At 65.0% G+C, this 21280-nt stretch carries 21 protein-coding genes and 1 tRNA gene; 6 read left to right on the top strand and 16 right to left on the bottom strand.

Translation table 11 applies throughout. The features are described from left to right. Positions 1-19: 19 nt before the first annotated feature. From DQG18_RS01840 to DQG18_RS01875, 8 genes are all read right to left on the bottom strand, one after another. On the bottom strand, positions 20-1444 hold the full coding sequence (locus tag DQG18_RS01840) for a protein adenylyltransferase SelO family protein (protein ID WP_116652508.1): 1425 nt from the start codon (positions 1442-1444) through the stop codon (positions 20-22). Between the two features lie 157 nt (positions 1445-1601). Further along, on the bottom strand, positions 1602-1988 hold the full coding sequence (locus DQG18_RS01845; protein WP_116652790.1) for a COG4315 family predicted lipoprotein: 387 nt from the start codon (positions 1986-1988) through the stop codon (positions 1602-1604). A gap of 160 nt (positions 1989-2148) precedes the next feature. Further along, entirely contained in the window at positions 2149-2700 is a 552-nt protein-coding gene (gene rplS, locus DQG18_RS01850; RefSeq protein WP_116652509.1) for a 50S ribosomal protein L19, read from the bottom strand. Between the two features lie 119 nt (positions 2701-2819). Continuing rightward, a complete protein-coding gene (gene trmD / locus DQG18_RS01855; protein WP_116652510.1) occupies positions 2820-3518 on the bottom strand; it encodes a tRNA (guanosine(37)-N1)-methyltransferase TrmD in 699 nt (232 codons plus the stop codon). A gap of 3 nt (positions 3519-3521) precedes the next feature. Then, on the bottom strand, positions 3522-4082 hold the full coding sequence (rimM, locus tag DQG18_RS01860; protein WP_245958333.1) for a ribosome maturation factor RimM: 561 nt from the start codon (positions 4080-4082) through the stop codon (positions 3522-3524). Between the two features lie 6 nt (positions 4083-4088). Next, positions 4089-4508 (bottom strand): 30S ribosomal protein S16, encoded by a 420-nt coding sequence (gene rpsP / locus DQG18_RS01865; RefSeq protein ID WP_116652511.1) that lies wholly within the window; start codon positions 4506-4508, stop codon positions 4089-4091. 36 nt (positions 4509-4544) lie between these two features. Then, the gene (ffh, locus tag DQG18_RS01870) at positions 4545-6104 is read right to left on the bottom strand and encodes a signal recognition particle protein (RefSeq protein ID WP_116652512.1); all 1560 of its coding nucleotides are present in this window, start codon (positions 6102-6104) and stop codon (positions 4545-4547) included. Between the two features lie 257 nt (positions 6105-6361). Then, positions 6362-7795 carry a methyl-accepting chemotaxis protein gene (locus DQG18_RS01875; RefSeq protein ID WP_198669627.1) on the bottom strand — a complete coding sequence of 478 codons (1434 nt, stop codon included), beginning with the start codon at positions 7793-7795 and terminating at the stop codon, positions 6362-6364. A gap of 185 nt (positions 7796-7980) precedes the next feature. Between DQG18_RS01875 and dapF the strand changes: the two genes are divergently transcribed. From dapF to DQG18_RS01895, 4 genes are read left to right on the top strand one after another with little or no spacing between them, the layout of a single operon-like run. Then, positions 7981-8850: a diaminopimelate epimerase gene (gene dapF, locus DQG18_RS01880; RefSeq protein WP_116652514.1), complete on the top strand. Its 870-nt coding sequence runs from the start codon at positions 7981-7983 to the stop codon at positions 8848-8850. Continuing rightward, positions 8847-10109: a tRNA (N(6)-L-threonylcarbamoyladenosine(37)-C(2))-methylthiotransferase MtaB gene (mtaB, locus tag DQG18_RS01885; RefSeq protein WP_116652515.1), complete on the top strand. Its 1263-nt coding sequence runs from the start codon at positions 8847-8849 to the stop codon at positions 10107-10109. Before dapF ends, mtaB begins: the two co-directional genes overlap by 4 nt. Next, a complete protein-coding gene (gene ftsY, locus DQG18_RS01890; protein ID WP_116652516.1) occupies positions 10106-11266 on the top strand; it encodes a signal recognition particle-docking protein FtsY in 1161 nt (386 codons plus the stop codon). The genes mtaB and ftsY overlap by 4 nt, the downstream gene beginning before the upstream one ends. A 3-nt stretch (positions 11267-11269) precedes the next feature. Continuing rightward, positions 11270-11959, top strand: coding sequence for a septation protein A (locus DQG18_RS01895; protein WP_116652517.1), 690 nt, complete (start codon positions 11270-11272; stop codon positions 11957-11959). Positions 11960-11962: 3 nt separating this feature from the next. On the opposite strand, the gene DQG18_RS01900 is transcribed toward DQG18_RS01895, so the two are convergent. From DQG18_RS01900 to ccmA, 5 genes are read right to left on the bottom strand one after another with little or no spacing between them, the layout of a single operon-like run. Continuing rightward, entirely contained in the window at positions 11963-12511 is a 549-nt protein-coding gene (locus DQG18_RS01900) for a DsbE family thiol:disulfide interchange protein (RefSeq protein ID WP_116652518.1), read from the bottom strand. After that, entirely contained in the window at positions 12511-12678 is a 168-nt protein-coding gene (ccmD, locus tag DQG18_RS01905) for a heme exporter protein CcmD (RefSeq protein ID WP_116652519.1), read from the bottom strand. Before ccmD ends, DQG18_RS01900 begins: the two co-directional genes overlap by 1 nt. Beyond that, the gene (locus DQG18_RS01910) at positions 12675-13460 is read right to left on the bottom strand and encodes a heme ABC transporter permease (protein WP_116652520.1); all 786 of its coding nucleotides are present in this window, start codon (positions 13458-13460) and stop codon (positions 12675-12677) included. Before DQG18_RS01910 ends, ccmD begins: the two co-directional genes overlap by 4 nt. Beyond that, the gene (gene ccmB, locus DQG18_RS01915; protein WP_116652521.1) at positions 13457-14119 is read right to left on the bottom strand and encodes a heme exporter protein CcmB; all 663 of its coding nucleotides are present in this window, start codon (positions 14117-14119) and stop codon (positions 13457-13459) included. The genes DQG18_RS01910 and ccmB overlap by 4 nt, the downstream gene beginning before the upstream one ends. Further along, entirely contained in the window at positions 14116-14739 is a 624-nt protein-coding gene (ccmA, locus tag DQG18_RS01920) for a heme ABC exporter ATP-binding protein CcmA (protein ID WP_116652522.1), read from the bottom strand. Before ccmA ends, ccmB begins: the two co-directional genes overlap by 4 nt. Positions 14740-14994: 255 nt before the next feature. Between ccmA and acnA the strand changes: the two genes are divergently transcribed. Both acnA and DQG18_RS01930 read left to right on the top strand, forming a co-directional pair. Then, positions 14995-17769: an aconitate hydratase AcnA gene (gene acnA, locus DQG18_RS01925; RefSeq protein ID WP_116652523.1), complete on the top strand. Its 2775-nt coding sequence runs from the start codon at positions 14995-14997 to the stop codon at positions 17767-17769. Between the two features lie 18 nt (positions 17770-17787). Beyond that, positions 17788-18129 carry a hypothetical protein gene (locus tag DQG18_RS01930; protein ID WP_116652524.1) on the top strand — a complete coding sequence of 114 codons (342 nt, stop codon included), beginning with the start codon at positions 17788-17790 and terminating at the stop codon, positions 18127-18129. 240 nt (positions 18130-18369) lie between these two features. Here DQG18_RS01930 and DQG18_RS01935 read toward each other — a convergent pair. The 3 genes from DQG18_RS01935 to DQG18_RS01945 all read right to left on the bottom strand — a co-directional run bounded on the left by DQG18_RS01935 (position 18370) and on the right by DQG18_RS01945 (position 21261). Further along, positions 18370-18445, bottom strand: a tRNA-Thr gene (locus DQG18_RS01935). A gap of 192 nt (positions 18446-18637) precedes the next feature. Beyond that, a complete protein-coding gene (locus tag DQG18_RS01940; protein ID WP_116652525.1) occupies positions 18638-20023 on the bottom strand; it encodes a heme biosynthesis protein HemY in 1386 nt (461 codons plus the stop codon). Then, entirely contained in the window at positions 20020-21261 is a 1242-nt protein-coding gene (locus DQG18_RS01945) for a COG4223 family protein (protein ID WP_116652526.1), read from the bottom strand. The genes DQG18_RS01940 and DQG18_RS01945 overlap by 4 nt, the downstream gene beginning before the upstream one ends. Positions 21262-21280: the final 19 nt, after the last annotated feature.

Genomic DNA, 21280 nt, shown 5'->3' on the forward strand with positions numbered 1-21280 from the left:
TCAATAAACGGTGAAAGGTTCAGACCGCGTAGGCGGCCCGCATCGCCGCGATATCGTCGAGCGCGCTCAAGAATTGCGACCAGTCGTCGTTAGCCGCGATCGGCGCCCAGATCGCCTCGACCTCATCGATGAGCAGGGTGCGCGGGGCGGGGCCCCCGAAATAGGGATGCGCCCGGGCATTTTCGCAAGGCTCGAACGTCTTAAGAAGCGACAGCACCGGCGCAAAATCATCGCCACGATAAAGCGCACCCAGAGGCCCCGCCATCGCCTTGTCGTGCGCCAGACCCCCGCCGCGCCAGTCAAAGAACACCCGCTCGTAATCGGGCGCGGCCGCCGCCATGAAACTATAAAGAGCCGACACCAGTTGCCGGTCCTTTTCCTCTCCTTGCGCCTTCAATCCCAGACGCCGCAGCACCGCCTGTGCAAGACTGTTCTGAAAGGCGGGCCAGAAGCGGTTGAGTTCGGGTTCGAGCGTTTCAACGCTTGCCAGCGGCACCAGCGTTTCGGCCAGCCGCGTGAGGTTCCAGGCCAGCGCATCGGGCTGCCGCCCGAAGGCGTATAGACCCGTCTCGTCGAAATAGGCGGCGACAAACCCCGGATCGTAGCGCAGCAGAAAGCGCCAGGGGCCGTAATCAAAGCTCTCCCCGGTGATGTTGATATTGTCGGAGTTGAGAACACCATGGACGAACCCGGCGGCGATCCATTGCGCCCCGACCCGCGCGACGTTTCCGGCCACCGCGCCGAGCAGGGCCGGCACCCGGTCCTCCTGGGGCAGAGCGTTGAGATGGGGATAGTAATGGGCGATCACGTGCTCGACGAGCCTTTGCAGGTTCGCTTCGTCCTTGAAAAAGGCCAGCCGCTGGAAGGTGCCGATGCGGATATGGGAATGGGACAACCGCACCAGCACCGCCGCGCGCGTGGGCGAGGGTTCGTCGTTGCGGTAAAGACTTTCCCCCGTCTCGATCAGCGAAAACCCCTTGGAGGTTTCAACCCCCAGCGCCTCGAGCATTTCGGCGGCCAGAACCTCGCGCACCCCGCCCTTGAGGGTCAGCCGCCCGTCCCCGCCTCGCGACCACGGAGTTACCCCCGACCCCTTGGTGCCGAAATCGCGCAAGATCATGCCTTCACGATCAAACCCTTGCGCGAACAGGAATCCGCGCCCGTCGCCAAGCTGGGGGTTGTAGCTGTGGAACTGATGCCCGTGATAGCGCAGCGCCAGCGGCGTCTCAAAGCTTCCCGGAAGCGGCACAAAGCGCCCGAAATGGTCGAGCCATTGCGCATCGGTCAGCCCGCCCAGCCCCATGCGCTCCGCCCAGCGTCGGTTGCGGTAGCGCAGGACAAGTTGCGAAAAATCGGCCCCTTCGACGGGATCGAAAAAATCCCGTCCCAGCGCCTCATGGACGCGCGCGGGGCGCCAGTCGGAAAGGGCGGTTGTCTGGAGCATGAGGCGGGTTACCCGGGTTTGACTCGAAAGGCAAACCCGAGCCTGGAGTTTTTTCTGTTTTGATGGAATCGGCCGCGCGCCTGCCTGTCCCCTGGGACTTCACACCCGGAAGCGTTTTTAAAACAGGTGGACGATGCCGCCCGCGCGGTCAGGGTCCTCAGGGCCGCGCCACGTCCCAGTTGCCGCCAACCCCGTCCCCGGTCGTCTGGCCGGGTTCGGTATCGCCGACCCAGTAATAAAGCGGCATGCCGTCCTTGGCCCATTGCACCGTGCCATCGGTGCGGGTGACGAGCGTATAGCCGCCCTCTTCGGCAGCGTCGTCCTGGGCAAAAAACGGCGGCCAGTTCTCGGCGCACTGGTCATAGCAATTGGAAACGCCGGCTTCATCGTTGCGGAACGTATAGAGTACCATACCGTCCGCATCGGCCAGTACATCCCCGAGATCGGTCGAAACCGTCGACACCGGCGCCTGTGCGAAGGCCGGGCTGATGACAAGCGCAAACCCTATGGCCAGCGCCGGAGGCAAAAATTTTATTCCGGACATGATCGGATCTCCCTTTGCCGTCACGGCAAGGCGGCCGGAATGGCCGGCTTTTACGTGACAGGACATAAGACACGCAACCGGCCAGTTTTGTTCCCTTCTCCCAAAAAGAAAACCCGGCCACAGGGGCCGGGCATTCGGAATCGGCTTTATAAGCGATGTGTTATTCGCTCTTGGCCTCGTCAGCCGCAGGCGCGTCGGCCTGAGCTTCGGCGGCGGCGGCGGCAGCCTCGGCGGCTTCCTGCGCGGCGAGTTCGGCGGCCAGCGCCTCGGCGGCGGCGATTTTTTCAGCCTCGCGCGCGGCCTTGGCATCGGCGACGGCCTGGCGCTCGTCGGCCTCGATGCGCTTGGTGCGGGCGCTGGTCGATTCAAAGATGCGGGCCGACTTGCCGCGGCGGTCGCGCAGGTAATAGAGCTTGGCGCGCCGCACCTTGCCGCGCTTTAAGACCTCGATGCGGTCGACCATGGGCGAAAGGACCGGGAACACGCGCTCCACGCCCTCGCCATAGGAGATCTTGCGCACGGTAAAGCTTTCCATCAGCCCGGCGCCCGAGCGCGAGATCACGACGCCCTCATAGGCCTGAAGGCGCTCTTTTTCGCCTTCGCGGATGCGCACCCATACCTTGACGGTGTCGCCGGGGGAAAATTCGGGAACCGCGCGCTTGGCGACAAGCGCCTCGGCCTGCTCTTTTTCGAGCTGCTGAATGATGTTCATGTCAAAAAATCCGTTCTGATCTTTTCAATGGGGCCCCTTTGGGTGCCCGGTCTTGTTTGGACGGACGGAGCAAGGCTCCATAGGTCGAGCGCGGCTATACCGCCAAAATCCCTGCGAGTCTAGGATTTTTGCTTGTAGGCCGCCCAGAGGTCCGGGCGCCGCGCCCGGGTCAGCGCCTCGGCCTGTTCCCGCCGCCATTTTTCCACCCGGCCATGATCCCCCGAGGTCAGGACGCCGGGGATTTCGCGGCCCTCGAAAACCTGCGGGCGGGTATAGTGCGGGTATTCGAGCAGCCCCCCCTCAAAGCTCTCCTCGGCATGGCTTTCCGCCGCCCCCAGCACGCCGGGCAACAGCCGCACCACCGCTTCGAGCAGCACCATGGCGGCCACCTCGCCGCCAGCAAGGACATAATCGCCGATCGAGATCTCCTCGAGCCCGCGCGCCTCTATCACCCGCTGGTCCACCCCCTCGAACCGCCCGCACACGATCACCGCCCCCGGGCCTCCCGCAAGGTCCCGCACGCGGGCCTGCGTCAGCGGGACGCCGCGCGGGCTCATCAATAGTTTGGGGCGCGGATCGGTGGCGGGAGCGACATCATCGAGCGCGGCGGCCAGGATATCGGGCCGCAGCACCATGCCCGCTCCCCCGCCCGAAGGCGTGTCGTCGACCGTGCGGTGCTTGTCTGGCGCGTAATCGCGCAGGAAAAGGGTCTCGAGCGACCACGCCCCGTTCTCGAGCCCACGCCCGATCACCGAAGCGCCCAACGGGCCGGGGAAAAGGCCGGGAAAAAGCGTGATGACCGACGCCCTGAAACCCATGGCTCAATCGTCCGTGTCTTGAGGATCGCGCGGGGTCTCATCGAGCCACCCCGCGGGGGGCACGGCAACGAGATAGCCCTTTTCGATATGAAGTTCGGGCACCACCGCGCGGGTAAAGGGCAGATAGACCGATTTTCCCCCCGCCGCGAGCCTTACATCGAGAAGGTCGTCCGACCCGAAATTGGTGACCGCCGTCACCGTGCCCAGCGGGGTTCCGTCGACAAGCTGCACCTCAAGCCCGATGAGATCGGCGTGATAGAACTCGTCCTCATCGGCCTTGCCAAGCTGTTCGCGCGGCACGTACAGCGAGACCCCGTTGAGCCGTTCGGCCCCATTGCGGTCCGCAACGCCCTTGATGGCTGCGATGACCACATTTTTGGACAGCCGCGCCCTGGTGATCGAGACGACGAGACCCGCCCGGTCGGTCTGGAGCGGATCGTAACCGGCAATGGCGAGCGGGTCCTCGGTATAGGAGGTGATGCGCACCTCCCCCCCGATCCCATGGGCCGCACCGATACGGCCCATGAGAATGCGGTTGTCGGCGCTTTTGCCCGGTCCGGCCAAGAAAAATTACTCGGCAGCCGTATCTTCGGCAGCGGGAGCTTCCTCGGCGGGAGCCTCTTGGGCAGGGGCCGCGGCAGCTTCGCGCGCGGCGTCCTCGGCGGCCTTCTTTTCCTCGAGGCGTTCGAGCGCCTTGGCGCCGGGCTTGCCCTTGTTGGGATTGTTCTTGGCCGCGCGCTTCAAGAGCCCTGCCGCATCGAGCAGCCGCTCGACGCGGTCGGTCGGCTGGGCGCCGGTCTTGAGCCAGTGGGCGGCGCGCTCGGTGTCGAGCACGACACGCTTTTCGTCGTCCTTGGGCAGCATGGGGTTGTACGAGCCGAGGCGCTCGATCACGCGCCCGTCGCGCGGCGAGCGCGCATCGGCGATGACGATGTGGTAATAGGGGCGCTTTTTCGAGCCACCGCGTGCAAGGCGAATCTTGATTGCCATCTTTGGTCTTTCCGTTTCTGGTCTGGGTCTAAAGGGTTATTTCTTCTTTCCCGGCAGGCCCGGAAGGCCCGGCAATCCGGGGAATTTCTGGTTGCCGCCAAGCCCGGGCAAGCCGGGCAGCCCGCCCGTTCCGGTCTTTTTGGCGAGTTTTGAAAAATCATCGGGCAGCTTTGCGGGGTCGGCCCCCATCTGTCTGGCCATCTTTTCAAGCTCTGCGGGGTCCATATCGGGCATGCCCCCGCCGCCCAGCATCTTCTGGCCCATGCCGCCGAACATGCCGGCCAGCCCGCCCGCACCCCCGCGCGATACCTTTTTCATCATGTCCGCCATCTGGCGGTGCATCTTGATGAGCTTGTTGATCTCGGAGACCTCGACCCCGGCCCCCGCCGCGATGCGTTTTCTGCGCGAGGCGTTCAGGAGGTCGGGCTTTTCGCGTTCCTTTTTGGTCATCGACTGGATGATCGCCACCTGGCGGTCGAACATCTTGCCGTCCAGCTTGTCGCTGGGCACGTTCTTGGCCATCTGGCCCATGCCCGGCATCATCTTCATCAGGGACGCCATGCCGCCCATCTTCTTCATCTGCAAAAGCTGGCCCATCAGGTCATCGAGGTCGAACTGACCCTTCTTGAGCTTTTTGGCCATCTTCTGGGCGTCTTGCGCCGAGACGGTTTCCGCCGCCTTTTCAACGAGCGAAACGATGTCGCCCATGCCCAGAATGCGGTCGGCGATGCGCTTGGGATGAAAATCCTCGAGCGCATCCATCTTTTCGCCCACACCGATCAGCTTGATCGGCTTGCCGGTGGCGGCCCGCATCGAAAGCGCGGCGCCGCCGCGCCCGTCGCCATCCACCCGGGTCAGAACGATACCGGTGATATCGACTCTCTGGTCGAAACTGCGCGCCAGGTTCACCGCGTCCTGGCCGGTGAGGCTGTCGGCAACCAGCAGGATTTCGTGCGGGTTGGAAACGGCCTTGATCTCGGCGGTTTCCGCCATCAGCTCTTCATCGATATGGGTGCGCCCGGCGGTATCGAGCATCACCACGTCATAGCCGCCGGTGCGGGCCGAGGCGATCGCCCGTTTGGCGATCTCGACCGCCGACTGGCCGGGCACGATCTCGAGGGTATCGACCCCGATCTGCTCACCAAGGGTCCTGAGCTGTTCCATTGCCGCCGGACGGCGCGTATCGAGCGACGCGAGAAGGACCCTTTTGTTCTGCCTGTCCTTGAAACGCTTGGCGATCTTGCCCGTGGTCGTCGTCTTGCCCGAACCTTGCAGGCCCACCATCAGGATGGGCACGGGCGCGGGCGCGTTGAGCGAGATGGGCACCGCCTCCTCGCCGAGCACCGCGACCAGTTCGTCATGGACGATCTTGACGACCTGCTGGCCCGGCGTCACCGAGCGGGTGACTTCCGCCCCCACCGCCCGCGCGCCCACCTGTTCGGTAAAGGCGCGCACCACCTCGAGCGACACGTCGGCCTCGATCAGCGCTCGGCGCACTTCGCGCAACGCCGCCTCGACATCGGCCTGGCTCAGCGCGCCCCGGCCCGTAAGGCCGGAAAAGATCTTGCCCAGACGATCTGAAAGGCTTTCAAACATCAAAATCGCTCACTTTGTTTCTGCCCGAAGTTCAGGAATTCCGAATATGGGCCTGAAGCGTTGCCAGAAAAAGGTCCGGCGGCGCGGCCACCAGAGATAAAACCGGTCAAAGGCAAAAGACACCCGCGGGCGCAACGCGCTGGCGGGTGTTGACCGGCAATCCCTCGGGAAATGCCCAGTGACTCGAATTCCATCAATGCCTGACAGAAGGTCGAGGCGGCTTATAAGGGCAAAGCCGCCCGCGAGTCAAACGTCCGTTACTCGACCTTGTAGGCCAGCCGCAGTCCGCCCCAGTGCTTGCCGTTGACGATGATGGGGGCCGAGCAGTCCTTCATCAGCGCGAACTGGCCGCCGCCCATGTCGCGGCGGTAGGTCTGGACGAGGAACGGCTTGGTGTTGCGCCCCGCCGAGAGCCCCGTGCGGTCATCGAAAATGCGCCGGTTGCGGCAGTTCGAGACGTTCCAGACCGGATCGGGCCCCTGGGGGTGCGAATAGATGCGGTTGTGGGTGGGCAGATATCCGTTGCGGTCGACCGCCGCGCAGAAGGTGACGCGCGGGTCCATCTCGAGCACCGGCTCGAGAATGGCCGGGAGGACCCGGTCGGTAAAGGCTGTGAACCGCGTCAGCATCTGCCTGGGGTTGGACCCGGCGATCTCGCGATAGCCGGTATCGAACAGATCCGCCATCGCGATCTCGCCCGCCGCCACCGCGCTCTCGAACAGCGCGCCGATGCGGTCGGCCTGTGCCTTCACCTCGTTGATGAAGGGCGTATCGGCGGTCTCGACCCCGCTATCGGCGACGAACAGGATGAACTCCTCGGAAATCGTGAGGATCGCCTCGGCGCGGTTTTCCGCCGTATCGAGATGGGACTGGGAGCGCGCGATCGAGGCCGCGAGCCCGTCGAGCCCGCTCTGGACCGCGGCAAAGCCCTCGACATTGGACTGCACCGGCCCGCGCATCGTCTCGATGCCGCTGACCAGCGCATCGGCCGATCCCACGACCCGCGCAAGGCTTTCGGTGGCCTCGGTCGCCGCCGCGTTGTGCCCCGCCGCTTCGTTTGCCGCATCGGCATTGCACTGCGCCTGAGCCTGAAGCTGGGCCAACGCCTCCTTCATCGAGGAAAGCTGGGTGCTGATCTCGCCCGAAAACCCGTGGATCTGGTCGGCCAGCGTCTTGACCGCCTGGGCGATGACCGCGAACCCCGCGCCCGCCTCCCCGGCCCGCGCCGCCTCGACGCTCGCATTGAGCGCCAAAAGCTTTGTTTCGCGCGCGATCTGTCCGATCGAGGCGCTCGCCGCGTTGACCCGCGCGGTGGTCGCTTCAACGGTCACCAGCGTATCGCGGACCTTGAGCGCGCCATCGCCCAGCGCCGTCATGGCCTTCGTGCTCGATTGCACGACATCGCCCAGCACCCTGGCGCTCTTGCCGATCACGTCGCGCGTCTCGTTCGCCGTCAAAAGCGTTTCGTTCATGACCTTGTCGAGCGTGGTCGTGGCCGCGCTCATCTCGCCTGCCGCCGCGATCACTTCGTTTGTGGCCGCGCTCTGGCGCTGACCGTCATCGCTCAGGTCCGCAATGAGCCCGACAATATCGGCGATCGCCACGCCGAGCCGCCCGACCCGTTCTCCGATTGGCGCCAGAACATGTTCCGGCGCACGCTCCCCACCGCGCACCTCCATAGTCTGCGTCAAGGACATTTCCTCCTCCAAGGCACTTGATCTGCCCAATATATGGGCAATCCCGTAACAAGTGCTTAACCACAATGGACGCGCAAGACGGGCGCCGGGCGCGGCGGAAGGCTGGAAATCGCAACGCTTTTCCTCCATATAGGCCCTACCGGCAAACAAGGGCCCTTATGGACAGGGAACGATCAGCCATGGCCGCAACGGCGCTGCCTTTCGTCAAGATGAACGGGTTGGGGAACGATTTCGTCGTGCTCGATGCGCGGCGCGCGCCCATCGCGCTGACCGCCGGAGCGGTGCGCGCTATCGCCGACCGCCGGAGCGGTATCGGCTGCGACCAGCTCATCGTCATCGAGCCCGATGCGATCGAGGGCGTCGATGCCTTCATGCGCATCTTCAACGCCGAGGGCGGAGAAGTCGACGCCTGCGGCAACGCCACCCGCTGCATCGTTGCAACCATCGCTGCGGAAAAGGGTGCTCAAGGCGCCACCATCCGCACCAATGCCGGTATTTTGAGCGGCACGCTGAAAGACGATCTCGTCACCGTCGACATGGGCGTACCCCGCTTTGCGTGGGACGAGATTCCGCTTGCCGAACCCTTTGCCGATACGACGGGCATCGAATTGCAGATCGGTCCCATCGATGCCCCCGTGCTCCATACCCCTTCGGTGGTCAATGTGGGCAACCCGCACGCCGTCTTCTGGGTCGATGACCTTGCGGCCCATGATCTTGAGCGCTTCGGGCCGCTGCTTGAAAACCACCCCATCTTTCCCCAGCGCGCCAATATCACCCTCGCCCATGTGCTCGGGCCCGACCGCATCCGTATAAAGGTCTGGGAGCGCGGGGCGGGCCTGACGCTTGCCTGCGGCACCGCCGCCTGTGCGACCGCCGCCGCCGCCGCCCGCAAGGGACTGACCGGACGCAAGGTGACGATCGAATTGCCCGGCGGCCCGCTCGAGATCGACTGGCGCGAGGACAACGATCATATCCTCATGACCGGGCCATGGGCGAATGACGGGGTGGGCGAGATCCCCGCCCACATGCTCGGTGGAGACGCCGCGTGAGCATCCAAACCATCACCTTTGGCTGCCGTCTCAATGCCTATGAATCCGAGGTCGTCAAATCCGAGGCGGCAAAGTCGGGGCTGACCGACGCCATCATCGTCAACACCTGCGCGGTGACCGCCGAAGCGGTGCGGCAGGCCAAGCAGGCGGTGCGCAAGGCGCGCCGCGACCATCCGGGCGCAAAGATCATCGTCACCGGCTGCGCCGCCCAGACGCAGGCGCGCGATTTCGGCGACATGGAAGAGGTCGACCTGGTCCTGGGCAACAACGACAAGCTCAAGGCCGAAAGCTACCGGCCCATCGCCTTTGGCGTATCACTCAACGACAAGGTGCAGGTCAACGACATCATGAGCGTGACCGAAACCGCCGGGCACCTGATCGACGGGCTCGACGGGCGGGCGCGGGCCTTTGTGCAGGTCCAGAACGGGTGCGACCACCGTTGCACGTTCTGCATCATTCCCTTCGGGCGCGGTCCGTCGCGTTCGGTGCCGATGGGCGTGGTGGTCGAGCAGATCAGGCGCCTCACCGGCAATGGCTATCGCGAGATCGTGCTGACCGGGGTCGACATCACCTCCTATGGCGGCGATCTGCCCGGCGCGCCGACACTGGGCAAGCTCACGCAAGCGATCCTGAAACACGTCCCCGACCTGCCGCGCCTGCGTATTTCCTCGATCGATTCCATCGAGGCCGACCCCGCGCTTTATGAGGCCGTCACCGATACGCGCCTGATGCCGCACCTGCACCTATCGCTGCAATCGGGCGACGACATGATCCTCAAACGCATGAAGCGCCGGCACTTGCGCGCCGACGCGCTCGGGATCGTCGAAAAGCTGCGCGCGCTCAGGCCCGACATGGTGTTCGGCGCCGACATCATCGCCGGATTTCCGACCGAAACCGATGCGATGTTTGAAAACACCCTCAATTTCGTCACCGAGGCCGACCTGACCTATCTCCATGTCTTCCCCTTCTCCCCGCGCGAGGGCACGCCCGCCGCACGGATGCCGCAAGTGGTAAGAAAAACCGCCCGCGACCGCGCCGCGCTCTTGCGGGCGGCGGGGAACGCCCGGTTCCAGAAACTATGCGAAAGCCGGGTCGGGCTGACCGAATCCGTGCTCGTTGAACACAACGGGCTGGGCCGGACCGAGCAGTTCATCCCCGTTGCGCTCGAAACCGGAACCCCCGGCGAGATCGTTAAGGCACGGATCGTTGCGACCACCCCGAACGGGCTCACCGCCCGCACCGAAAGGCAGGCGGCATGAGCACGGACAAACCAACCAGAAAACCAGGTCTGTGGGGGCGGCTGTTCGGCGGCGAGGCAAAGCCCGAACCTCAAGATCGAAAACCCGACACCGAACCGGACGCGCACAATGTGGGCCCCGACGCCGCTCCGCCCGAAATGCAGGCCGAATGGGTGCGGGCCGGTCATCCCAATCCGCCCGAGGCCGAGCCACCCGTCCCCGTCGATGTCGAGGTGGAACCCGAAGCTGCCCCAAAAAGCTGGATCGAGCGGCTGGGCGCGGGCCTCAAGCGCTCTTCGGATAATCTCACGAGTTCGATCGGCGCGGTCTTTATCAAAAAAAGGCTCGACGAGACGACGCTCGCCGACCTCGAGGACACCCTCATTGCCGCCGATCTGGGCATCGACACGGCGCTGGCGATCACCGAAAGGCTGCGCGCCGAAAAATTCGACAAGGACGTTTCCGCCGAGGACGTGCGCCTGGCGCTCGCCGAGGAGGTTGCATCGGTTCTCGCCCCCGTTGCCACCCCGCTCGAGATCGATGCGGGCAAAAAGCCCTTCGTCATCCTGATGGTGGGGGTCAACGGCTCGGGCAAGACGACGACCATCGGCAAACTGACCGCCAAGTTCAAAGCGGCGGGCAAATCTGTGCTGCTCGCGGCGGGCGACACCTTCCGGGCCGCCGCTGTCGAGCAGTTGCAGGTCTGGGGCCAGCGCAACGAGGTGGAGGTGGTCACCCGCCCCACCGGCGCCGATGCCTCGGGGCTGGCCTTCGATGCTGTCGCACGGGCGCAGGAGGAGGGCACCGACATCGTCATCATCGATACCGCCGGCCGGCTCCAGAACCGCACCGAACTGATGGACGAGCTTGAAAAGATCATCCGCGTCATCAGGAAGCGCGACGAGACCGCCCCGCACGCAACACTTCTGACGCTCGATGCCACCACCGGCCAGAACGCCCTTAATCAGGTCGAAATCTTTTCGCAAAAGGCAGGGGTCACCGGGCTGGTGATGACCAAGCTCGACGGCACGGCGCGCGGCGGCATCCTGGTCGCCATCGCGAAGAAATTCGGCCTGCCCATCCATTATATCGGGGTGGGCGAGGCCATTGGCGACCTTGAAAGCTTCAATGCGGACGATTTCGCCCGCGCCATCGCCGGAACCGGCGGGAAAGACTAAAAAATGACCGACGCACCGACCAAGGACGACCTCAACCGGGACGAACTCAAGGCGCAAATGACCAAGCTGGCGCTCGAACTGGGGCCGCTGGTCGTCTTTTTCATCGTCAATTTCCGGGGCGCGTGGTTTTTGGAGACCTTTCCGGTGCTCGGGAACTGGTTTCCCGCCGAGCCGATCTTTTTTGCGACCGCCGTCTTCATGGTCGCGATGGCCATATCGCTCGCGCTGTCACAGCTCATCATGAAGCGCGTTCCCGTCATGCCGCTGGTGACCGGCGCCGTGGTGCTGGTTTTCGGTGCCCTGACGCTCTGGCTCAATGACGACACCTTCATCAAACTCAAGCCCACCATCACCAACGCCCTGTTCGGCTCGACGCTTCTGGGCGGGCTGGTGTTCGGCCAGTCGCTGCTGCGTTACGTGTTCGGCGAGGTCTATCGTCTCGAGCCGCGCGGCTGGTATCTGCTCACCCTGCGCTGGGGCCTTTTCTTTTTCGTCCTTGCCGCGCTCAATGAAATCGTCTGGCGCACGCAAAGCACCGATTTCTGGGTGGCCTTCAAGGTCTGGGGCATCATGCCCATCACCATGATCTTTGCCATGAGCCAGTTGTCGCTGCTCAACAAATACGCGTCCGACGCCGAGGGGGCGGACGATCCGGTCAAGGCCGCCGTAAAGGGCGCGGAAACGGAAATGTGAGCCCTATCGGGCGGCGGCGATGGCGGGCAGAAGGCGCGTTTCGTAGCTCTCGGCGCTCAGCGGGCCCACATGCTTGAAGGTGATGATGCCCTCATTGTCGACCACGAAGGTCTCGGGCACCCCATAAACCCCCCATTCGATCCCCACGCGCCGGTCGCGGTCCGCCCCGATCGCGTCATAGGGGTTGCCCAGCTCGGCGAGAAACGCGCGCGCATTGGGGGCCGGGTCATCGTAATTGATGCCGTAAAGCGTCGTGCCGCCCCTTTGGGCGAGGTCCATGAGGAAGGGATGCTCGTCCCGGCACGGTATGCACCAGCTTGCAAAGACGTTGACCACCGAAACCCCGTTTCCCGCAAGATCGGCGCTCGAAAAGCCCGGCTGGCCGTGCGCCTCGACCGGGGCGAGCGTGAAATCGGGCACCGGCCTGTCGATCAACGCCGAGGGGACGAAATCGGTATCGCGCCCCATCTGGGTCGCAAAGACCGCAACCAGCGCAACCAGCGCCAGGAGCGGAAGGATCGCCAGAACGACCCGCGCGCGGTTTGCCGCCATCAGTCCCTCGCCGCCCGCTGGCGTTCCCGCGCTGCTTCGAGCGCCTTGACGCGCGCCCTCGCCCGATAGGCATCGGCCGCAACCCAGAAGATGAGCACTGCAACAAGAACGAAGCAGCCCGCATACGCCGCATCGATGAACACCCAATGCTGGCCAAGCTCGATCATAGGGCGCCTCCCGCCGCGGCCCGCGCCGCCGCAAGTTCTAGGGACCGTATCCGACGCTTGATCACCTCGGTGCGCATGCGCACCAGATGCAGCGTCAGAAACAGCATCGAGAACGCCGCCGTCATCACCAGAAGCGGGATGAGGATTTCCGGCGCGATGGTCGGCCCGTCGAGCCGGATGACCGAGGCGGGCTGGTGGAGCGTCTGCCACCAGTCGACCGAGAATTTGATGACCGGGATGTTGATCGCCCCCACCAGCGTTACCACCGACACGAACCGCGCCGCCTTGAGCTGGTCGTCGAACGCCCGCCAGAGCGCGATGATTCCCAGATAGATGAACAAAAGGACAAGGGTCGAGGTCATCCGCCCGTCCCACTCCCAGAACGTGCCCCAGGTGGGGCGCCCCCAGAGCGAACCGGTAAAAAGGGCCAGAAGCGTAAAGGCCGCCCCGAGGGGGGCAGCGGCCTTCTGGCTCACATCGGCCATCGGGTGCCGCCAGACCAGCGTGCCGATGGCGGAAGCAAACATCACCGCGTAACAGAACTGGGAAAGCCAGGCGGCGGGCACGTGCACATACATGATGCGCACCGTGTCGCCCATCTGATAGTCGGGCGGCGACCCCCAGAACGAAAGATAAAGCCCCCAGGCGGCAAGCGCCGCGGTGATGACGGCAAGCGGCACGATCAGATGGCGCGACCAGCCCAGGAACAGCCCCGGATGGGCGATCTGCGTCCACAGGCCCGGTTTGGGCGCGTTGTCCTCGAGCAAAGCCAAATCTTTCATTCCCCGGCAAATCTCAATGCCATCGCGGCGGCAAAGGGCACCAGCGCAACGCTCACGAGGCCGAGCGCGGCAAGCAGCAGCAGCGCCTGGCCCGAGGCCCCCGGCACCATGGGGGCCATCGCGCCGGTGCCGAAAATAAGCACTGGCAGGCTCAGGGGCAAGACGAGAACCGGCGCCACTAGCCCGCCGCGCTTGAGGCCAACTGTCACAGCCGCCCCGACCGTACCGAACGCAACCAGCGCCGGGGTGCCCAGAACCAGCGAACCGATGGCGCGCAGCAGCGTCTCCCCCTCCATCCCCAGCATCAGCGCGAGCACCGGGGTCGCGGCAATGATGGGCAGGGCTGTCAGCACCCAGTGCGCGAGCATCTTGGCCCCCACCACCATTTCGAGCGGCAGGGGCGCGTGGCGCAATATGGCGAGCGAACCGTCCTCGAAATCGCTCCCGAACAGGCGCTCGTTGGACAGGAGCTGGGCCAGAAGCGCCGCCACCCAGACGATCGCCGGGGCGAGGCGCGCAAGCTGGGGCCGATCGGGCCCGATCGCAAAGGGCAGCACCGTGCCAACGATGACGAAAAACAGGACGAGGGTCAGGATATCGCCGCCCTGCCGCAAGCCGAGCCTCAGATCCCGAGCAACGATCGCAAGGAACGCCCTCATGCTCCGCCCTCCAGATCGAGACGCCGGGGCGAGACGCCGGATCCGTATGCGATGTCGAGATGGGTCGCAATCACCGCCATCCCTCCCCCCGCCAGATGCGCGGCGACGAGCGTGCCGGCCCAACCGGCCCCGTCCTTGTCGAGTGCAGCCGTGGGCTCGTCGAGCAGCCAGACCGGGCGGCGAATGGCCAGCAGCCGGGCCAGCGCCAGCCGCCTTGCCTGCCCCGCCGAAAGCACCCCTGCATCGAGATCGGCGATGGCGGCAAGCCCGGCTGCCGCAAGCGCCGGCATCACCCCGTCGCGCGCGCCCCGGAGCGCGTCGGCCCAGAATGTGAGATTTTCCCTTAAGGTCAGCCCCGGCTTTACCGCCGCCCTGTGCCCCAGATAGTGCAAAAGCGCGCGGCTTTCCCCCGCTTCGCCCCCTCCGCTCCAGCCGATCGTGCCCTTTTCCGGGGCGATGAGCCCGGCCAGCGCCATCAAAAGGCTCGACTTGCCCGCCCCGTTGGGGCCGCGCACCTCGAGCGCTTCGCCGGGGCCCAGCGCGAAGCCCAGCCCCGAGAGCACCGGGCGCCCGCCCCGCGCAACACAAAGATCGTCAACCTTGAGACCGGCTTCCGGCATACGAAAAATGACCCCGTTTCTGGGCGTTTAGCTCTATTGAACCAAAGTCCGGGCTGGCAAGTGTAAATTGGAACCATTATAGAGAAGACAGATTGGCGCAGCCGGGGACTTGCCCCGTTGCCGCCAGACGCCTCCGCCTTATGCCGGTGGCCAGCATCGCAAGGACGGGGCTCGTGGGGCGAGCCCGGTGGCGATCGGCCGTTTGGCCCGGTCATATTCGGGGGTGCCCCGAAATCCTAGCACAAGGCGGATCGCGTGACCGATAAATCCAATAGCTTCAATGCTAAAAAGTCCCTCACCGTTGGAAACAAGGCCTATACGATCTTTTCGCTCCCCGAGGCGGAAAACAACGGGCTGAACGGCATTTCCCGGTTGCCACATTCGCTCAAGGTCGTGCTTGAGAACCTTTTGCGCTTCGAGGACGACCGCACGGTAAAGGCCGACGACATCAAGGCCGTCAAGGCATGGCTCGATGACAAGGGCAGGGCGGGCCACGAGATTTCCTACCGTCCGGCGCGCGTTCTGATGCAGGATTTCACCGGCGTTCCCGCCGTCGTCGATCTTGCCGCCATGCGCGATGCGACCCAAAAGCTGGGCGCCAATCCCCAGAAGATCAACCCGCTCGTTCCCGTCGATCTGGTCATCGACCACTCGGTGATGGTCGATTATTTCGGCACCCCCCAGGCCTTCGAGCAGAACGTCGCGCGCGAATACGAGCGCAATGGCGAGCGCTACGAGTTCCTGCGCTGGGGCCAGTCGGCGTTTGAAAACTTCCGCGTCGTGCCCCCCGGAACCGGCATCTGCCATCAGGTGAACCTCGAATATCTCGCCCAGACCGTCTGGACCCGATCCGAGAATGGCGAGGAGATCGCCTATCCCGATACGCTGGTGGGCACCGACAGCCACACCACCATGGTCAACGGGCTTGCCGTGCTCGGCTGGGGCGTGGGCGGCATCGAGGCCGAGGCCGCCATGCTCGGCCAGCCCATTTCCATGCTCATCCCGGAGGTGATCGGGTTCAAGTTCACCGGCAAGCTGCCCGAGGGCATCACCGCCACCGACCTCGTGCTGCACGTCACCGAAATGCTGCGCAAGAAGGGCGTGGTGGGCAAGTTCGTCGAGTTCTACGGAGCGGGGCTGTCCAGCCTCTCGCTCGAGGACAAGGCGACCATCGCCAATATGGCGCCCGAATATGGTGCGACCTGCGGCTTTTTCCCCATCGACGCCGAAACCATCAAATATCTCAACGATACCGGGCGTGAGCCCGACCGCGTCGCGCTGGTCGAAGCCTATGCCAGGGCACAGGGCATGTTCCGCACCGATGCGGATGCCGACCCGGTCTTTACCGATACGCTCGAGCTCGATCTTTCAACGGTCGTGCCGTCGCTGGCCGGGCCCAAGCGCCCGCAGGACCGCGTTGCCCTCGCCGACGCCGCCACTGCCTTTGTTTCAGCGCTCGACGAGATCACCGGCGGGCGCAAGGACACCAAGGAGCTGCCCGGCGACAAGGTGGAATCGCGTTTCATCGATGAAGGCGCGACCGGAGCCAGCGCCACGCCTCAATATGATGACGACAACACCAGGGGCCATCCCGTGGCCGGCACCGATTACTGCATCGGCGACGGCGATGTGGTGATCGCCGCCATCACCTCATGCACCAACACCTCCAATCCCTCGGTGCTGATCGCGGCCGGGCTGGTTGCGCGCAAGGCCCGCGAAAAGGGTCTTTCGCCAAAGCCCTGGGTCAAGACCTCGCTTGCCCCCGGCTCGCAGGTGGTGACCGAATATCTCACCAAGTCGGGCCTTCAGGACGAGCTCGATGCCATGGGCTTCAACACGGTGGGCTATGGCTGCACGACCTGTATCGGCAACTCCGGCCCGCTCGATGAAAACATCTCCAAATGTATCAATGACAACGACCTCGTCGCCGTCTCGGTGCTGTCGGGCAACCGCAATTTCGAGGGCCGCGTCAACCCGGACGTGCGCGCCAACTATCTCGCCTCGCCCCCGCTGGTCGTTGCCTATTCGATTCTCGGACGCATGACGCGCGACATCACCACCGAGCCGCTGGGCAAGGACAAGGAGGGCAATCCGGTCTATCTCAAGGATATCTGGCCTTCCTCGGGCGAGATCGCCGAGGTGCTGCGTACCGCCATTTCGGTGGACATGTTCAAGCGCCGCTACGGCGATGTGTTCAAGGGCGACCAGCGCTGGCAGGCCATCAAGGTCGATGGCGGGGAGACCTACAAGTGGAATTCGTCTTCCACCTACGTGCAGAACCCGCCCTATTTCGAGGACATGAGCCTGACCCCCGCGCCCATCACCGACATCGAGGATGCCCGCGTGCTCTCGCTGTTCCTTGATTCGATCACCACCGACCACATCTCGCCGGCCGGCTCGTTCCGGGCCGGAACCCCGGCCGGACAATATCTGGTCGAGCGTCAGGTCAAGCCCATCGACTTCAACTCATACGGCGCCCGCCGCGGCAACCATGAAGTGATGATGCGCGGCACCTTCGCCAATATCCGCATCAAGAACCAGATGCTCGACAACGTCGAGGGCGGCTTTACCAGATCGCCCTCGGGCGAGGTCGTGCCGATCTACGACGCGGCCATGGAGTACAAGGCCAAGGGCACCCCGCTGGTGGTTTTCGCGGGCAAGGAATACGGCACCGGCTCCTCGCGCGACTGGGCGGCCAAGGGCACGACGCTGCTCGGCGTGCGCGCCGTCATCGCCCAGAGCTTCGAGCGCATCCACCGCTCCAACCTCGTCGGCATGGGCGTATTGCCGCTGATGTTCCAGGATGGCGCAAGCTGGCAGAGCCTCGGGATCACGGGCGATGAAACCGTCTCGATCCGCGGGCTCGCCAACATCGAGCCGCGCCAGACGCTCGAACTCGACATCACCCATGGCGATGGCAGGAAACAGACCGTGCCGGTGCTTTTGCGCATCGATACGCTCGACGAGCTCGAATATTACCGCCACGGCGGCATCCTGCACTACGTGCTGCGCAACCTCGTCGCGGCGTAACGGGCAGGCATATGATTTATGAAAAGGCGGTCCCCCGGGGCCGCCTTTTTTGTTTCAGAGGCCGAAAACCAGCTTGATACCGATGACCCGGAGAAAGGCAAGGATCAGCCGGCCGAAGGCGGCAGCCTGCTCCCCAGCCACTGGCCGACCGGCATGACGACAAGAGCGGGATCGAGCGGCAATACGCTCTCAACCGTCCATGCAGGCCGCAAGGCACCCGGGACCCACAGCGATGACACCTGCATGGCGGCGAGCGCGAACACATGGACACCGCGCGAGAAGTGCATGGCGTGGATGGTGGACGAGGCGCAATACTTCTTGTGGGTTGCGAGTACGCGAGGAAAGCACGAGAGTCGTTGACTTTTGCGTTGAGTGTAGACGCTTTAGAATGGGCCTGCCGCGGTGGTTGGAGTTGCATTGCGCTGGATTCCGGGAATGATCCCGGAATGACATTGGCGGCTTTGGCCGATAGCCGCCCTGTTCCCGCTTGTCACCCCGGGGATTTATTCCCGGGGTCCAGACCGAACCTGCCGCAATCGCGGGAACCTCGACGATTCCGTCAGAACCTGAAGCGAATTAAATCTTCGATCTTAAAGGGAATGGTGCCGCCTGCGTGACTCGAACACGCGACCCTCGCATTACGAATGCGATGCTCTACCAACTGAGCTAAGGCGGCTTACCCTTCGCAGGTTTGCCCTACTATGGCCCTACTAACTTTCACTCACCAGCCCCAACCCACTGGCTTCGAACCTCATTCTCTAGCGGACCCGCTAATTTACGAAATGATGTACTCTACCAACTGAGCTAAAGCGGCCTGATGCGCCTTTCTTTACTGGCGGGTTTGAAGAAGTGCAAGAGTGATTGATGATCACGGGACGCTGGCCGGTGCATCGGGGGATTTTGCCGCCGGTTGCGCCTCGATGGTGGCGGGGGGTGCGGCAGGGCCTTCGGTTTCGATCAATATTGGCGCGCTCGCGGTCACCGGGACCTTCCAGGCAAAGGCGTCGAGCCGGCCGGTTGCCGGGGAAACCGGGGCCCAGTCCTCGGAGGTGACGCCGTCGGCGACCCAGATGGGGTCGGCGGGGGCGGCGGCGGCGCGGGAGAGCCAGACGCGGGCCTTGCCCTGATCGCCGGTCTGGCCTTCCTCGATCTCGGCCATCAGCAGGCACACCTTGCGGGTCGGGTCGTCCTCGATAAAGGGCGCCAGCGTCCCGCGCGCCAGGTCCCACTCATAGGCATCGATGGCGGCGCGGGCGAGGACGATCGCCGCCTCGGGGCTGGCGCCGGGATCGGAGATGAGGGTCTCGAGGCGCTTGAGCCGTTCGAGCGCCGAGCTGCCGGGCCTTGCGTGGGCGTAAAGGATCGCCGCGTCCGGGTGGCCGGTTGCGGCCCAGACGCGCTTCAGGAGCGATGATGCCTTACGGGTCTCGTCGCGGTCGATATGGATGCGCGCGGCGACCAGTGCGGCGGGCACGAAATCGGGGATGGCCCTGAGCGCCTTGCCGGCGTGGTCGAGCGCGCCTGTCGGGTCGGTCGGTTCGAGCGCAAGGGCAAGGGCGGTTTCAAGCACCCCCTGCCGGCGCTTTTTGGCCGCCTTCTGGCTTCTGGTATGGGCGGGGAGCGCCGCGGTCATTTCGAGCGCTTCGGCCCATGCGCCGCGCTGGGCGAGGTCCTCGAACACCGCCTGCCCGGCCCAGTCGAGCGTCGGGGCAAGGGTCAGCGCCTTGCGTGCAAAGGTCAGCGCGGCGCGGGAGCGGTCCTGCGCCCTTGCCTGCTCGTAAAGCCCGGCGAGCGCGGCGATGGCGGTTTTCGGGTTGGAGACAAGCGCGCGGTAATGCTCGCGGGCGGCGGTGAAATCGCCCAGCGCCAGATCGGCGCGCGCTTCGAGCAGTTGGGCCGCGGTTCCGTCGGCCAGCCTGGCCTGTGCGTCGCGGGCGAGGGTACGCGCGCGGGAAAATTCGCCGGCTTCGAGCGCGATATAGCCATCGGAAAGCGCCTCGACCCCGGCCTTTTTCCTGCGCTCTTCGTTATGACGCGCGAGACGGGCCGGGGTTTCGAGCACGCGCCGGATGATGGCCCATAAAAGGATGGAAACAAGGATCAATACCAGTACGGCAAAGATCGCGGTGCCCAGCCCCGGCTCGAGCCGGTAGCGGCCAAGATCGATGGCGACGGTGCCGGGCAGGGCAACGAGCCATGCCGCGCCCAGCGCGAGAACAAGACTGAGGACCAGCCAGACGACAAGGCGTGTCATTGTGTGTCCTCCCCGGACCGGGGGCCGAGCGCGCGGATGTCGGCGACAAGGGCATCGGCTGCAATCGTTGCGTCGAGCTGGGCGCGCACCGGGGCGGCGATGGCCTGCATCGGGGCGGGCAGATCGAGCAAAAGGGCGCGCGCGGCGGGGGCATCGCCGTCATCGAGCGTGGTTTCGATCTGCCCGATGACGGCCTCGGGTGCGCTGCCGTCGCCATCGACCGGGCGCAGGGCGAGGACCGATTCGGCCTGCCCCATGAGGGTATCGAGCCAGCCCGCCTGCGGGTCCTGCGGCCTTGCGGCCAGAAGATCGGGGATGAGCGCGCGGAAGGCGCGGGCGGTCTCGCGCATGGGCGTTACCCCATTGGCGGCGATGGCGCGGACGGGATTGGAAAGGCCAAGCTCGGGCACCAGCGCTTCGATGGCGGCAAGCTCGGCCCCGAAGGGCTGCCCCGAAAGAATGGCGGCCTCGAGCGTGGCGGTGGCGCCGGGCAGTTGCGCGAAACGGTCGCGCTCGGCGCGCAAGGCGTCGAGGCTCGCCTGATTGGCGGCCTGCGCTTCGAGCGTATCGGCGCGGGCTGAAAGGGCTTCGAGTTCGGCACCGAACGTTTCGAGCCCTTGTCCCAGCCGCGCGATCTCCCCGGCCAGTTCTCCCGACTGGTCGGCGGGGATGCCGGCGGCGACGGCCTCGATCTGGCGGCCAAGCGCCTCAAGACGCGTATCGAGACGGGCTTGGGTCACGAGATCGTCGGGCAGGGCGGGGATTTCGGGCGCCGGGGCGTTTTCGACGGTGCCCATCCGGGCGCCAAGGCCCGAGAGATCGTTGGTTGCGGCTTCAAGGGTGTTTTCGGCGCGGGCGATGCGGGTTTCGAGTGCGGCGAGTGCATCTTGGGACTGCGGGTTCGGTTGCGGCCAGAAGCCGGTAGCCGCCAGCCCATAGGCGGCGGCAACGCCGAGGATTGCGCCGCCTATCCCGGTTGCGGCCAGCAATGCAGGGGGCACGGACGGGGCGGGTTCGGGTTTTCTGGGCTGCGGCTCGGGCGCGTCCTTGGCGGCACCGCCGGAGGGCGGCGGCGGGGATGCAGGCGCGTCGGGCTTGCCGGGCGCTGCGGTCCCGGGCGCGGGTTTATCGGCGGCGGTGGCCGATGCCGGTTTTTCCCCGGCCTTTTCGGGCCCGGAGGCGCGGGCCTTGAGGTCGAGGGTGGGCGGCTTGACGGGTCCGGTCGGTTTATCGGCCATGGCGGTGTCGCCTCTTGAT

The organism is Pelagibacterium sediminicola (genome assembly GCF_003390885.1).
Lineage (GTDB): Bacteria > Pseudomonadota > Alphaproteobacteria > Rhizobiales > Devosiaceae > Pelagibacterium > Pelagibacterium sediminicola.

Bases quoted from the DNA above. Each gene is read 5' to 3' on its own strand.
- ccmD (WP_116652519.1), bottom strand. From the start codon at position 12,678: ATGATCGAGCTTGGCCAGCATTGGGTGTTCATCGATGCGGCGTATGCG.
- ftsY (WP_116652516.1), top strand. From the start codon at position 10,106: ATGAGCACGGACAAACCAACCAGAAAACCAGGTCTGTGGGGGCGGCTG.
- DQG18_RS01900 (WP_116652518.1), bottom strand. From the start codon at position 12,511: ATGGCGGCAAACCGCGCGCGGGTCGTTCTGGCGATCCTTCCGCTCCTG.
- trmD (WP_116652510.1), bottom strand. From the start codon at position 3,518: ATGGGTTTCAGGGCGTCGGTCATCACGCTTTTTCCCGGCCTTTTCCCC.
- rplS (WP_116652509.1), bottom strand. From the start codon at position 2,700: ATGAACATCATTCAGCAGCTCGAAAAAGAGCAGGCCGAGGCGCTTGTC.
- DQG18_RS01945 (WP_116652526.1), bottom strand. From the start codon at position 21,261: ATGGCCGATAAACCGACCGGACCCGTCAAGCCGCCCACCCTCGACCTC.
- DQG18_RS01845 (WP_116652790.1), bottom strand. From the start codon at position 1,988: ATGTCCGGAATAAAATTTTTGCCTCCGGCGCTGGCCATAGGGTTTGCG.
- DQG18_RS01840 (WP_116652508.1), bottom strand. From the start codon at position 1,444: ATGCTCCAGACAACCGCCCTTTCCGACTGGCGCCCCGCGCGCGTCCAT.
- ccmA (WP_116652522.1), bottom strand. From the start codon at position 14,739: ATGCCGGAAGCCGGTCTCAAGGTTGACGATCTTTGTGTTGCGCGGGGC.
- DQG18_RS01940 (WP_116652525.1), bottom strand. From the start codon at position 20,023: ATGACACGCCTTGTCGTCTGGCTGGTCCTCAGTCTTGTTCTCGCGCTG.
- DQG18_RS01910 (WP_116652520.1), bottom strand. From the start codon at position 13,460: ATGAAAGATTTGGCTTTGCTCGAGGACAACGCGCCCAAACCGGGCCTG.
- DQG18_RS01895 (WP_116652517.1), top strand. From the start codon at position 11,270: ATGACCGACGCACCGACCAAGGACGACCTCAACCGGGACGAACTCAAG.
- ccmB (WP_116652521.1), bottom strand. From the start codon at position 14,119: ATGAGGGCGTTCCTTGCGATCGTTGCTCGGGATCTGAGGCTCGGCTTG.
- rpsP (WP_116652511.1), bottom strand. From the start codon at position 4,508: ATGGCAATCAAGATTCGCCTTGCACGCGGTGGCTCGAAAAAGCGCCCC.
- dapF (WP_116652514.1), top strand. From the start codon at position 7,981: ATGGCCGCAACGGCGCTGCCTTTCGTCAAGATGAACGGGTTGGGGAAC.
- ffh (WP_116652512.1), bottom strand. From the start codon at position 6,104: ATGTTTGAAAGCCTTTCAGATCGTCTGGGCAAGATCTTTTCCGGCCTT.
- DQG18_RS01930 (WP_116652524.1), top strand. From the start codon at position 17,788: ATGAAAAGGCGGTCCCCCGGGGCCGCCTTTTTTGTTTCAGAGGCCGAA.